Source organism: Arthrobacter sp. CAN_A1 (assembly GCF_015751665.1).
Lineage (GTDB): Bacteria > Actinomycetota > Actinomycetes > Actinomycetales > Micrococcaceae > Arthrobacter_D.
The window spans coordinates 1-12818 of record NZ_JADOUR010000018.1; the positions used below are offsets into that span (position 1 = coordinate 1).

Here is a 12818-nt window from a genome sequence, read left to right on the forward strand (position 1 = left end):
CACACAACACCACGGGGTGGCATCACATGATCAAATTCAACCAATCAATAAAACAATCGGTATCAACAAACATGGCACACTATTGAGTTCTCAAACAACAGACACACCCGGCACCAAACAGAACCAAACAGTTCCATCATCGCTCCGGAGCAACTTTTCAAACTTACCGGCTGATCGTCTTCAGGTCAAATCGGCTGATTTTCCTATCCCCGAGTCATACTGCACTCAGAGACGAACCGTAGTTCTGGTGGTTGTCAGCCGGTCAATTCCCTCGACCAGCGCGGATATAAACTCTAGCACCCTTCGGCCGGAGTTGTAAATCGGGCTGCGGTGCCGGTTCAAAAAGCCCGGCACCGCAACGATCTAGGCCTTTTTTGGAGCCAGGTACACCACGCCAAGTGGGGGTACCCGAAGGTCAGCGTATGCAGGCTGCCCACTCCACGGTCCTTCGACTGCGCTCACGCCGCCGAGGTTGCCCACACCTGATCCGCCAAACTCTTCGGCATCGGTGTTGAGTACTTCTTCCCATTCACCAGACCAGGGAAGTCCCACCCGGAATCCCTCGTGCGGTGCACCGGCGAAGTTGGCGATGCACACCAATGGGTTACCTTGTCCATCCCACCGAATGAAGGAGAGCGTGTTGCGGGCGCCGTCGTTCTCGTCAATCCACTGGAAACCCGATGGATCGTTGTCGCGAACGTAGAGGGCCGGCGTATTTCGGTAAATGCCGTTCAACGACCGGACCAGGTGCTGCACACCCTTGTGGGCTGGAGTATCCGAAAGCCACCAGTCAAGACCGTGCTGCTCCGACCACTCGGACTCCTGGGCGTATTCGGTACCCATGAAGATGAGCTGCTTGCCGGGATGGGCCCACTGGAATGCCAGGTAGGCACGCACGCTGGCGAGCTGCTGCCACCGGTCCCCCGGCATCTTGCGCAGCAACGATCCCTTGCCGTGCACAACCTCGTCGTGGCTGATCGGCAGAAGGAAGTTCTCGGTATACGCGTAAACCATCGAGAAGGTGGCCTTGCCATGGTGGTAGCCGCGGTTCACCGGGTCTTCAGCCATGTACTCCAGGGAGTCATGCATCCAGCCCATGTTCCACTTCAGCCCGAACCCCAGGCCTCCGGTGCTGGTGGCGCGGGTGACGCCCGGGAAGGACGTTGACTCCTCGGCGATCATCACGATGCCGGGGACCCGCTTGTAGGCGGTGGCGTTGACCTCCTGAAGGAAGTCGATCGCCTCAAGGTTTTCCCGGCCGCCGAGCCGGTTCGGCGCCCACTGGCCTTCCTCACGGGAGTAGTCCAGGTAGAGCATCGACGCGACCGCGTCCACACGCAGCCCGTCAATGTGGAACTCCTCCAGCCAGTACAGGGCGTTGGCAACCAGGAAATTCCTCACCTCACGGCGTCCGAAGTCAAAGATCAGGGTTCCCCAGTCGGGGTGCTCGCCGAGGGAAGGGTCCCCATGCTCGTAGAGGGTACCGCCGTCAAACTTTGCCAGCGCAAACTCGTCCTTCGGGAAGTGGGCTGGAACCCAGTCCATGATGACCCCGATCCCCGCCTGGTGCAGCTTGTCCACCAGGTACTTGAAGTCATCCGGGTGCCCGAAGCGTGACGTGGGCGCGTAGTAGGACGTGACCTGGTAACCCCAGGAGCCACCGAACGGGTGCTCGGCAACGGGCATCATCTCAACGTGCGTGAAGCCCTGCCACTGCACGTACTCGGTGAGCTGTTCGGCCAGTTCCCGATAATCGAGTCCCACCCGCCAGGAACCAAGGTGTACCTCGTAGACACTCATTGGCCCGTTATGGGGGTCGCTGGCGGCGCGCGCCGTCATCCACTCCTCATCCTGGAAGGTATAGCGGGATTCGACCACCCGGGAGCCGGTGAGCGGTGGGATCTCAGTGCCGCGGGCCATCGGGTCAGCCTTTTCGCGCCACTGGCCATCGCTGGCGAGGATCTCGAACTTGTAGCGCGACCCTGCAACCGCACCGGGAATAAAGATCTCCCAGAACCCTGAACTGCCCAGCGCGCGCATCGCGTTGACTGATCCGTCCCACCCGTTGAAGTCGGCCTTGACCCGGACAGCCTGGGCGTTGGGAGCCCACACCGCGAAGCTCACCCCATCGATGTCGCCGAGCACCGACGCATAATGGCGGACGTGGGCGCCCAGGGCAGTCCACAGGGTTTCGTGCCGGCCCTCGGCCAGCAGATGCATGTCAATCTCACCCAGGGTGGGCAGGAAACGGTAGGGATCGTCGACCAGCTGTGGTTCGCCGTCGTAGGTTACTTCCAACCGGTAATCGGGGACGTGGCCAGCGGTTTCAGCCTCGACCGTTCCCACCCAGATGCCGTTGTGCTCGTGCTCCAGCTCGGTTCGCCCGCTACCGGTCACAACCGTAACCCGCTGCGCAAGACGACGCAGGGTGCGGATGGTGACCAGCCCGTGCCCGTCGAGGTGCGCACCCAGCACCGCGTGCGGCTGGTGATACCGTCCCTCGGACACCGGCTGCAGAACGTCAATGGAGTGTTCGATGCGTCCCGGCGGGGTGGTGGCAGAGTCCGGGGTTGCGACGGGCTCCGGGGTTGCGACGCGCTCCGGGGTGGAGACGGCGTCAGGAACGACGACGTCGACGCTGACCGTAACGGGGGCGAGGGCCCTGCGCACGTCGCGGACCGGGATGTCGACCCAGTCCGGGCGGTTGCGGAGCTCGTAAACCACTTCGTAAAGCGCCTTATCCAGCCAGAGCGCGAGGAACAAGGGGTCAGCCGAGTCGACCAACGTCCCGGTCTGCTCCTGGTAGCCGGCCGCGAACGCAGCGCCGGCGGCCGTGGTCCACTGGTCGGCCTTGGCTGTGGCCGCATCATTGCCGTGGGCGGCCGCCGCACCGGCGTATTCGAGCGAACGCATCATGCCGACGACGTCCCGCAGCACCACATCGGGAACGCTCCGCTCAGCGGCGGGACGCAGGGGCTCGCCCTCGAAGTCGAGCACCAGCCATGACCCATCCGGCGCGTTGAGCACCTGTCCCAGGTGGTAGTCGGCATGGATCCGCTGCAGATCGGGCAGGGTTGTCACACCGCGGACCCGCTCCACCACCGCTGCAACCTCGTTCTCCAGCGGCCCGACGACGTCGCGCGCCTCCTGCCAGGCCCACTCGATGCGCTGCACCAGGGTCTCGATGAATTCGGCGCGTTCAACGTCGCTGGCCGCCCGGCTCCCGAACGCTTCAGCCAGCTGGGCGTGGATTCGCCCAGTAACCCGACCCAGCTCGGTTGCCTCGGCGGTGAAATCCTTGTTACTGGCGGCCGCGACCGACGCCGTGCGCCAGGCGTCAGTGCTGTTGTCGATGAAGTCCCGCAGCACGCTGAGGTGACCGGTCAGCCACTGCTTGTCGCCGCCGCGGGTGTCTTCCCAGCTGCCGGTCACCCAGCCGAAGGTGGCCGGCACGTCAACTGAACCGGCGTCCGTGAGCTTGGCGCTGACCTGAACGTCGGGGCTCTCGCCAGGCGCGAGCACCCTGAAGAACTTGACGATCATCGGGCCCGACGGCGTCCTCACCACCACTGAGGTGTTGGATTGTTCGCCTTTGAGCACGGTCAGAGGAAGGGGCGCGTTGAACCGTTGGACCGTGGCGAACGAGCCCAGGGGGTAGCCCTTGGTCCGGCCGTCCTCGGTGACGCCGCCCGAGCGCATCAATTCCACCCAGGCCGTGACGAATACCGGGTCATGGGTCGCGTCATAGATCCAGCGGTGTCCCAGCTCGGAGTGCTCCGCCTCGCCGATCAGCGCGGTTTCGGCACCCTTGAGCGGGGCGTCACGGTAGCTCAACGGGATCTGGACGATGTCCCGCCGGTGACCGGAATCGACAGCGATCAGGTGAACGTCAAGTCCTACCTTGCCGGTCGGGTCCTCCAGCCGGATGCCGCCGACCCTTCGAAGTTCAAACTCCCGGCCTTTGGCAGGGAACCACCGCTGACCGGGGAGCCATGAAGCGAGAAGTTCTGGAAAGGTCGGCGTCAGTTTGGGCATTACTTTATGGCCTCCGGGGCTTGAATGACAGGAAGGGCTTCGGTGTGCGGCGAAGCAGCGTTGGAGTTGGTTGAACGCAGGCGGAGCCAGTAGAAGTCGTGGCTACCCAGCGTCAGTGTGAGGGCACCATCATCGCCAAAGGCGGGGAACGGTGTGCCGCCGAAGAGGTCACGCAGCCCCCGTCCGGCGTATTCCGGCAGATTCAGCCGCGCGGCAACAGGGTGCTGCGACAGGTTGAACACGCACAGCACCACCTCGGGCTGCTCGCCCTCAGCGTTGCCGACCTCGACCTCGCGGATGAACGCCAGGACCGACTCAGCCTCGGTGGGCACATTGAGGTAGGTGCCCAGTCCGAAGGCGGGGTGCGACCGGCGCACGGCGAGCATCTGCCGCATCCAGTGCAGGAGCGAACTGGAGCTGGCGAGCTGCGCTTCAACGTTGACGTGGTTGTAGTGGTAGACCAGCGACTGCACCACCGGCAGGTACAGCTTGCCGGGGTCGGCCGTCGAGAACCCCGCGTTGCGGTCAGGGTTCCACTGCATCGGGGTGCGCGACGCGTCACGGTCGTCCAGCCAAATGTTGTCGCCCATCCCGATCTCATCACCGTAGTAAAGGAAGGGGCTACCGGGCAGGGACAGCAGCAGGGCATGGATGAGTTCCACCTCGGCCCGCGAATTGTCGAGCAACGGTGACAGCCGACGGCGGATACCCACGTTGGCGCGCATCCTCGAGTCCGGGGCGTACCAGCCGAGCATCGCCTCGCGTTCCTCGTTGGTGACCATTTCCAGGGTCAGCTCATCGTGGTTCCGCAAGAAGGTACCCCACTGGGCGCCAGCGGGGATGTTCGGGGTCTCGGCCATCGTGTCGATGATCGGGGCTGCCTTCTGGTCGCGGAGTGCGTAGAAGAGCTTCGGCATGATGGGGAAGTGGAAGCACATATGGCACTCGGGGCCTTCGGCGTCGCCGAAGTACTCAACCACCTCTTCGGGCAGCTGGTTCGCCTCAGCGACGATGATGCGGCCAGGGTAGTTTTCGTCCACCATGGTGCGCAGGTCCTTGAGGAACTCGTGCGTCTGCGGCAGGTTCTCGCTGTTGGTCCCTTCCTCCTCGAAGAGGTAAGGAATAGCATCCGCGCGGAAACCGTCGATGCCCTGATCCAGCCAGAACTTGACGACGTCGAACAGTGCCTCAATGACCTTGGGGTTCTCAAAGTTGAGGTCCGGCTGGTGGGAGAAGAACCGGTGCCAGAAGAACTGCCGGCGCACGGGGTCGAAGGTCCAGTTGGACTCCTCGGTGTCGACGAAAATGATTCGCGCGTCCTCATACTTCTCGTCGGTGTCACTCCAGACATAGAAGTCGCCGTAGGGACCGTCCGGGTCGTTCCGGGACTCCTCGAACCAGTGATGCTTGTCCGAGGTGTGGTTCAACGGCAGGTCGATGATGACGCGAACGCCCCGGGCGTGGGCCTCGGCGACAAGACGCTTGAAGTCACTGATGGTCCCGAATTCGTCGAGGACGTTGTAGTAGTCGGCGATGTCATAGCCGCCGTCGCGCAGCGGCGATTTGAAGAACGGTGGCAGCCACAGGCAGTCGACGCCAAGCCACTGCAGGTAATCGAGCTTGTCGATCAGGCCGGAGAAATCACCTGAGCCATCACCGTTCGCGTCAGCGAACCCGCGCACCAGAACTTCGTAGAACACGGCCTTGCGATACCAGTGTGGGTCATGCGCGAGACCTGGTGCGTTGAGTTGAAACGGGTTGGCCACTAGGGCTTCCTCCTGAGGTAAAGGATGTGTGCTGGTTCCACATGCGGGTCCAGCCTGACGTAGTTGTGAGTGCCCCAGACCCAGCTTTGGCCGGTAATGAGGTCATCCACCCAGAAGGTGCCGTCCTCATTGCAGTCCTCTGGATCGAGGGACAGTGCTTCAAGATTCAGTGAGACGGTGCTCTCCCGCGCGCCGTGCGGATCAAGATTCACCACCACGATGATCGTGTCCTTGGCTGAGCTGTCACCGCCGACGTTTTCCTTGTGCTTGGAGAACACCAGGGTGTCCGGGTCGGAGCTGTGGTGGAGCGTGAGGTTCTCAAGATCGCCCAGCGCCGGATGGTCCCGGCGGATGTGGTTGAGCCTGGTCAGGTACGGTGCCAGGCTCCTCCCCTCGGCTTCGGCCCGTTTGAAGTCGCGGGGGCGGTACTCGAACTTCTCGTTGTCGATCGATTCCTCAGCGCCGGGGCGGGCCACATGCTCGTACAGCTCATACCCGGCGTAGACCCCCCACAGCGGACTGGCCATGGCGGCGAGCGCCGCTCGAATCTTGAAACCTGCCGGCCCACCGTATTGGAGGAACTCGGTGAGGATGTCCGGGGTGTTCACGAAGAAGTTGGGCCGGAAGTAAGGCGCGCTGACCTTGCTGACCTCGGTGAAGTACGCCTCGAGCTCGGTCTTGGTGTTGCGCCAGGTGAAGTAGGTGTAGGACTGCTGGAATCCTGCACGGCCCAGGGCGTGCATCATCGGCGGGCGGGTAAACGCCTCGGCGAGGAAAACGACGTCGGGATGCTTGGCGTTCACTTCCCTGATCAACCATTCCCAGAACACCACTGGCTTGGTGTGGGGGTTGTCGACCCGGAAGATCTTAACCCCATGGCTGATCCACAACAGCACAATCCTGAGCACCTCATGGGAGAGGCCATCCGGATCGTTGTCGAAGTTGATCGGATAGATGTCCTGGTACTTCTTGGGAGGGTTCTCCGCATAGGCGATTGACCCGTCCACCCGCGTGGTGAACCACTCGGGGTGTGAGGTGACCCACGGGTGGTCCGGCGAGGCCTGCAACGCAAGGTCAAGGGCCACTTCGAGGTTCAGGTCACGGGCCCGCGCCACGAAGGCGTCGAAATCCTCGAACGTACCGAGGTCCGGGTGGATCGCGTCGTGGCCACCCTCGGCGGCGCCGATGGCCCACGGCGACCCAGGATCGCCCGGTGCAGCGATCAGGGTGTTGTTCGGTCCCTTGCGGTGCGTGCGCCCGATGGGATGGATGGGCGGCAGGTAGACGACGTCGAACCCCATGTCAGCGACCCCGGCGAGCCGGTCCGCTGCTGTGAGGAACGTACCCGAGGTCCACTGCGCGGTCGCCGGGTCATAGGTTGCCCCTTCAGACCGGGGGAAAAATTCGTACCAGGAGGCGCGGCCGGCGAGCTCGCGCTCCACCAGGATCCGGTATGGCTGGGACGTGGTCACCAGGTCGCGTAGTGGCTCGCGGGCGATGGCGGCGAGGATGTCGGTTGACTCGCCAGCCGCAAGGCGCTCGGCCACGGAAAGTTCGGTGTCCGCGAGGATCCGCGCTGCCTCGGTGAAAGCCGAAGCATCGACGCCCGGCCGGGCTGCGGCGGCGGTGGTGAATAGGGCTGCGCCCTCGGCGAGCATCAGCTCGACGTCGACACCCGCGGCGATCTTCACCTCAGCGTTGTGGTGCCAGGTGCCGTAGAGGTCACCCCACCCTTCGATGACGAAGGTGTAGCTGCCCACCGCTGGCGGTCGGAGCAAACCCTCATACCGGTCGAGTCCCAGACCCACCGGTGCCAGGCGCACCCGCTGGACCTCTTTGCCTGCGGCGGAGAGCAGGACAGCCGAGACTCCGAGCTGGTCGTGCCCTTCGCGGAAGACTGTCGCGCCCACCGCAATGTCTGATCCCGGGATTGCCTTGGAGGGGAAAGCCCCGCCGTCGACCACCGGGGTGATATTGGTGATGGGAATTCGTCCGAACCGCAGATCAGCTCCGTCTATAGGCTTCCTGGCGGTGCGTCCCTTACGTGGTGGCTTAATTGAAGTCGTCACAGGTTAGACGTTAGCGAGTATTTGCCGAGATTGCTAAGGCGCGCGGACGTAACATCAGCGCGTTTAACAGTCGACTTGGCACTTAACGCAAACGTTTACTCTCAGTTACTCTCATCAGCGGGTCGCCGCGGACCTGCGTCAGGAAAAATACGCTAGCCTTTCCCGGGTGAAGGCAATCCGCAGATTTACAGTCCGTACCGTCCTCCCTGAAAGCATCGCCCCGCTGGGCAAGCTGGCAGGCAACCTGCGCTGGTCGTGGCATTTGCCGACCACCCGCCTGTTCCGTGACCTCGACCCGACAGCATGGGAGGCAAGCGGCCAGGATCCGGTCGCTTTCCTGGGCTCCGTGACCCGTGAGCAGCTCAGCCAGCTCGCCGACAATGAGCGCCTCGTCGCCAGGATCCAGGAGTTGGGCGACGACCTGGACCGCTACCTGTCGGAGCCCCGCTGGTACCAGTCCCTCGGCACCGATGCCCCGCGCTCCATCGCCTATTTCTCCCCCGAGTACGGCATCAGCGCCGTCCTCCCCCAGTATTCAGGTGGCCTCGGCATCCTCGCCGGGGACCACCTCAAAGCCGCCTCCGACCTCGGCGTCCCGCTCATCGGCGTCGGCCTCCTCTACCAGGCCGGCTACTTCAAGCAGTCGCTGTCCCGCGACGCCTGGCAGCAGGAAACCTACCCGGTGCTCGACCCTGACGGCCTGCCGCTGACCATGCTCCGCGAGGAAGACGGTACCCCTGCCAAGGTGGTCCTGCCACTGCCCGCCGGTCGCCAGCTGATCGCCCACATTTGGCGGGCCGACGTCGGCCGTGTCCCTCTCCTGCTCCTTGACTCCAACGTGGCGGGCAACGATGAGGCGGCCCGCAACGTCACCGACCGCCTGTACGGCGGCGGCGGCGATCAGCGGCTCCAGCAGGAACTGCTGCTCGGCATGGGCGGCGTGAAGGCGCTGCGTATCTTCGAACGGCTGACCGGGACCCCGGCACCCGAGGTGTTCCACACCAACGAAGGCCACGCCGGATTCCTCGGCATCGAACGCATCCGCGAACTGATGGACCCGTCCAACGCGTCGCCGATGAGCTGGGAAGAAGCGCTCACCGCTGGCCGCTCCTGCACCGTGTTCACCACGCACACCCCGGTTCCTGCGGGAATCGACCGGTTCGAGAAATCCCAGATCGAGCACTTCTTCGACGCTGGCCTGGCACCGTCGGTTCCGACGGCAAAGGTCCTCACCCTCGGCGCCGAGAACTACGTCGACGGCGACCCCAACAAGTTCAACATGGCGGTGATGGGTCTACGCCTGGCCCAGCGCGCCAACGGCGTAGCGAAACTGCATGGGGTGGTCTCCCGCGGCATGTTCTCCGGGCTGTGGCCAGGGTTCGACACCAGCGAGGTCCCCATCTCATCAGTCACCAACGGTGTCCACGTGCCCACCTGGGTTGATCCGCTGATCGCCGACTTCGCCCGGGAACGCTTCGGCGCCGAATCGGTCCTGGACCCCCAGTGGTCCAAGGTGTACGACGTCGAGGACTCCGACATCTGGGCCCTCCGCCGCCGCCTGCGCTCCAACCTGATCGACGACGTGCGGCAACGCCTGCGCTCCTCCTGGAAGAAGCGCGGCGCTGCCGACGCCGAACTGGCGTGGACCAACAACGTGCTGGATCCCGACGTCCTGACCATCGGCTTTGCCCGCCGGGTACCCACCTACAAGCGGCTCACCCTGATGCTCCGCGACCCTTCCCGGTTGAAGGCGCTCCTGCTCCACCCTGACAATCCGATCCAGCTGGTGATCGCTGGCAAGTCCCACCCCGCCGATGAGCAGGGCAAGCGGATGATCCAGGATCTGGTCCGGTTCACCGACGACCCCGAGGTCCGCCACCGGATCGTGTTCCTTCCCAACTACGACATCGCGATGGCCCGGACCCTGTTCCCCGGCTGCGACGTCTGGTTGAACAACCCGCTGCGCCCGCTGGAGGCGTGCGGCACCTCAGGTATGAAGTCGGCTATTAACGGCGGCCTCAACCTGTCAGTGCTGGACGGCTGGTGGGATGAAATGTACGACGGCGACAACGGTTGGGCCATCCCCACGGCCAACAATGACGCATCCCCCGAGGAACGCGACGACATTGAGGCGTCTGCGCTGTACGACCTGCTGGAAGAGCAGGTGGCTCCCCGGTTCTACAGCACCGTCCGATCCGAAGGCGCCGGCGCTGCCGGGCCGTCCGAACTGTCCCACGACGGTGTCCCGCACCAGTGGGTGGCCATGATCAAGCACACCATGGCGAACCTCGGCCCTGCCGTGTCCGCCGAGCGGATGCTGCAGGACTATGTCAGCCACCTGTACCAGCCGGCGTGGCGGGCCGGATGCCTGGCCGCTGAGTCGGACTACTCCGCGGCCAAGCACACCGCCGCCTGGCGGTCACGGATCAACGACGGCTGGTCGGCGGTACAGGTGGAGCACGTCGATTCGATCGGAGTTGCTGAGGATCCCCAGATCGGCGACTCGCTGACAGTTAACGCCTACGTGTCGCTTGGCTCGTTGTCTCCCGACGACGTCGCCGTGGAGGTGGCGTACGGACGCGCCTCCGAGAGCGACGAACTCAGCGAGGTGGCCCTGGCCGACCTTCAGGCGTCCGAGAACCTGGGGGCGGGCCGGTACCTGTTCTCCGGCGGAGTGACGATTGATCACTCCGGGTCCTTCGGGTACACCGTACGGGTGCTGCCCAAGCACGTCAGCCTGGCGTCGAAGTCGGAGCTCGGTCTGGTCGCGAACGCGTAGTATCTAACGCTTGCAGGCTTAACGCCTGCTGAGCATCAGCGGCAGTCGCACCAGAGTTTCCTGGGGCGGCTGCCGTTTTTGCTTGGCTGCTAGATCCGGTAGACGCTGATGGAGTTGGCGGGAACGACGTCGGTCTCTCCCGATCCGATCCTCGCCCCGCGCCGGCGGTCCTGGTCCGCCGCCGTGGTGTAGCGCAGTTCGAACCTCGTGATGGAAGGGAGCCCGCTGTCCTTGAGGGCGTCCCGCCCGGGCAGGGTGATATTGGCGTCCTCCAGGCTCCCGTTGATGACCACCAGGCCATCAAGGATGCCATTGGGCGAGCCGAGGAGCAGCTGCACCGTCCGGGATGCCGGGTCGGTCCACTGGTCCTGCGTCATCGGTGTGCCCGCCGCGTTGAACCAGTGCAGGTAGGAGCTGTCATCCCGCGCCGGGTAACCGTGGGGCTGGTGGGCCAGGAATTCCCGCCTGATCCGGAGCAGGGAGCGGGTGTGGTCCAGGAGGTGGCGGGCGTCGTCGTCGTGGTCCCAGTGCAGCCAGGCCAGCTCGGTGTCCTGGCAGTAGGCATTGTTGTTGCCGCGCTGGGACCGGCCGAACTCGTCGCCGGCGGTGATCATGGGGACGCCGAGGGATAGCAGGAGGGTGGCCATCAGGTTCCGGGAGGTCTGCGAGCGGGCTGCGGTGATGGCCTCCTGGTCGGTGGGGCCCTCCATACCGTGGTTGTAGCTGCGGTTGTCGTTATGACCGTCGCGGTTCTCCTCACCATTGGCTTCGTTGTGCTTGCGGCTGTAGGACGTCAGGTCGGCGAGGGTGAACCCGTCGTGTGCGGTGATGAGGTTGATGCTGGACACCGAGGTGCGCCCCGATGGCCCGAAGAGGTCGGCTGACCCGCTGAGGCAGCCAGCCAGGCGCGCCACCGAACCGGCGTCGCCCCCGGCGGTCAGGCTCGCCTGGTCGGTGAGCCAGAAGTCACGCACCGTGTCACGGAAGCGGTCATTCCAGTCCGCCCAGCCCTGCGGGAAGTTGCCGGTCTGCCAGCCGCCCATGCCGATGTCCCAGGGTTCGGCGATGAGCTTCACGCCGCGCAGCGCGCGGTCGGCGCCAACCGCGACCAGGAACGGGTGGCGTGGGGTGAAGGTGTGAGTGTCATCCCGGCACATCGACACGGCCAGGTCGAAGCGGAACCCGTCCACCTGGAATTCCTCAACCCAGTAGCGCAGCGAGTCCAGGGCCAGGGCGATGACACGCGGATGCGCGAAGTTCAGGGTGTTGCCACAGCCGGTGGTGTCCAGGTAGCGGCCGCCGTCGCCGTGGCGGTAATACTGCTTGTCGCCCAGCCCGCGGCAGCTCAGGGCTGGAATCTCCGGCGGGCCCTCGGCGGTGTGGTTGTACACGACGTCAAGGATGACCTCCAGGCCGGCTTCGTGGAGAAGTTTCACCATCCCCTTGAACTCGTTCTGGACGGCAGTGGGACCGGCGGTGCGGGACGCCTCGGTGGCGTAACCGGGGTGCGGCGCAAAGTAGCCGAGGGTGTTGTAGCCCCAATAGTTGGTGAGCCCCAGGGGCCCCAGGTGAGGCTCGTCGATGTGGAAGTGGATCGGCAGCAGTTCCACCGCCGTGATGCCCAGGGCCTTGAGGTAACCAATCATCACCGGGTGCGCCAGGCCGGCGTAGGTGCCGCGGAGGTCAGCGGGGATGTCCGGGTGCAGCTGGGTCAGGCCTTTGATGTGGGCTTCGTAGACCACCGTGTCGCGCCAGTGGGTGCGCGGCGGTGCTGAGTTACCCCAGTTGAAACCGCCGTCCTCGACGAACACCGACCAGTACACCGGACCGTCGGCCGTATCCACGGTGTCGATAGCCCGCGCGTAGGGGTCCAGGAGCAGCTGGGTGGTCTCTGGCCAGTCGGTGTCGACCGGCCAGAAGGCGTACCGCGCCAAGTCAGCGAGACCGTCCACCACCCCGTGGTGCACTCCATCGGTGTAGTCGGGCAGGGCTGCGGAGTGCCAGCCACCGTCCTGGGCCTGGAAGTGCACCGCCAGGGCGGACACTCCAGGCGCATACACGGCGACGTTGAGACTGTGGGGGGTCCGGGCGCGGTGCACGCCAAGCGGGAAGTCGCTGGACGGTGGACTGAGTTCGAGAGAGACGCTCATGGTCTGGCGTTGTGCGGGT

General features: G+C 64.5%; 5 protein-coding genes. 1 reads left to right on the top strand and 4 read right to left on the bottom strand.

The genetic code is table 11. The features are described 5' to 3' along the window. Positions 1 to 363 precede the first annotated feature (363 nt). From glgB to IWX62_RS15275, 3 genes are read right to left on the bottom strand one after another with little or no spacing between them, the layout of a single operon-like run. Positions 364 to 4035 carry a 1,4-alpha-glucan branching protein GlgB gene (gene glgB, locus IWX62_RS15265; RefSeq protein ID WP_196842274.1) on the bottom strand — a complete coding sequence of 1224 codons (3672 nt, stop codon included), beginning with the start codon at positions 4033 to 4035 and terminating at the stop codon, positions 364 to 366. Continuing rightward, positions 4035 to 5801: a maltose alpha-D-glucosyltransferase gene (gene treS / locus IWX62_RS15270; protein ID WP_196842275.1), complete on the bottom strand. Its 1767-nt coding sequence runs from the start codon at positions 5799 to 5801 to the stop codon at positions 4035 to 4037. Before treS ends, glgB begins: the two co-directional genes overlap by 1 nt. Then, complete coding sequence (locus IWX62_RS15275; RefSeq protein WP_442859271.1) at positions 5801 to 7858, bottom strand: alpha-1,4-glucan--maltose-1-phosphate maltosyltransferase; 2058 nt, start codon at positions 7856 to 7858, stop codon at positions 5801 to 5803. Before IWX62_RS15275 ends, treS begins: the two co-directional genes overlap by 1 nt. A 178-nt stretch (positions 7859 to 8036) precedes the next feature. On the opposite strand from IWX62_RS15275, the gene glgP reads away from it, so the two are divergent. Beyond that, positions 8037 to 10649: an alpha-glucan family phosphorylase gene (gene glgP, locus IWX62_RS15280; protein ID WP_196842276.1), complete on the top strand. Its 2613-nt coding sequence runs from the start codon at positions 8037 to 8039 to the stop codon at positions 10647 to 10649. 89 nt (positions 10650 to 10738) lie between these two features. Here the strand turns inward: glgP and glgX are convergent, their stop codons facing one another. Then, a complete protein-coding gene (glgX, locus tag IWX62_RS15285) occupies positions 10739 to 12799 on the bottom strand; it encodes a glycogen debranching protein GlgX (RefSeq protein ID WP_196842277.1) in 2061 nt (686 codons plus the stop codon). Positions 12800 to 12818: the final 19 nt, after the last annotated feature.